The organism is Vibrio sp. Vb0304, from assembly GCF_033338995.1.
GTDB lineage: Bacteria > Pseudomonadota > Gammaproteobacteria > Enterobacterales > Vibrionaceae > Vibrio > Vibrio alginolyticus.
Genome location: NZ_JAWOTT010000240.1, coordinates 1 through 1,176 on the forward strand (window position 1 = coordinate 1; position 1,176 = coordinate 1,176).

Consider the following 1,176-nt stretch of genomic DNA (forward strand, 5'->3'; position numbering starts at 1 on the left):
TGTCAGCCCACAAACCATCCGACGCGATCTCAACGAACTCGCAGACGACAACAAAATTCGTCGTTATCACGGTGGTGCAACCATCCCTCTCAGTTCTGAAAACACATCTTACAACACGCGTAAAGCGCTCAACTTCAATGAAAAAGATGTCATTGCAGAAGAGGTGGTGAAACACATTCCTGACGGCGCGACGCTATTTATTGATATCGGCACAACACCAGAAGCCGTCGCACGTGCGCTCACTAAGAGCCACAAGCAGCTACGCGTCGTCACCAACAACATCAACGTGGCAACCATTCTCTTCCCCAACCCAGAGATCAAGGTCATCTTAGCGGGTGGTGAAGTCCGCAGCCGCGATGGCGGTATCGTAGGCGAAGCAACGCTCGATTTCGTGAAACAGTTCCGTCTCGATTTTGGCATTCTCGGCATCAGTGGCATCGATTTTGATGGTTCCCTATTGGACTTTGATTACCACGAGGTACGCGTGAAGCAAGCGATCATCGACAACAGCCGCAGCGTATTTCTCGCCGTCGACCACACAAAGTTTGGTCGCAATGCCATGGTGAAACTGGGCAACATCGCGCAGCTGAACATGATATTTACTAACAAACAGCCACCAGAAGAAATTCTCGCGATCTTAAAAGACGCCGCAATTCCCCTCGAAGTGGTCGAAGCGAATGTAACATCAGAAGACGCTAAATAGATAAATCGCTCAAATTTGAACCTCAAAATGACCTCTGTCTTAATTAGACAGAGGTTTTTTTATGCCCAAATCACACAAAACGCTCACAAACGAAAATAATAGATGATCACAAACGAAACCTGAGCTAGGATTAAATCATGTTCTAAAATGCTCGTTCGCTCACCAAGAGGTCAAATTCATGAGTATACAAAAAAATACTTCCACAACTAGCTCATCCACTCTTTTAGACTTGATCGTTATCGGTGGCGGCATTAACGGGGCTGGCATTGCAGCTGATGCAGCTGGCCGCGGTTTGAGTGTCGGTTTATATGAAGCTAACGATTTTGCATCAGCAACGTCTTCAGCAAGTTCTAAACTTATTCACGGTGGATTACGCTACCTTGAACACTACGAGTTTCGTTTAGTTTCGGAAGCGCTCGCAGAGCGTGAAGTGATTCTACGTAAAGCACCACACGTCGCTCTACCAATGCGTT

General features: G+C 46.9%; 2 protein-coding genes. Both read left to right on the forward strand.

Translation table 11 applies throughout. The features are described 5' to 3' along the window. Positions 1-703, forward strand: a 703-nt coding sequence (locus R7P35_RS25310; protein WP_318093157.1) for a DeoR/GlpR family transcriptional regulator, incomplete at its 5' end; no start/stop codon positions are given. A 178-nt stretch (positions 704-881) separates the two neighbouring features. Next, the coding region (locus R7P35_RS25315; protein WP_318093158.1) for an FAD-dependent oxidoreductase at positions 882-1,176 on the forward strand (295 nt) is incomplete at its 3' end.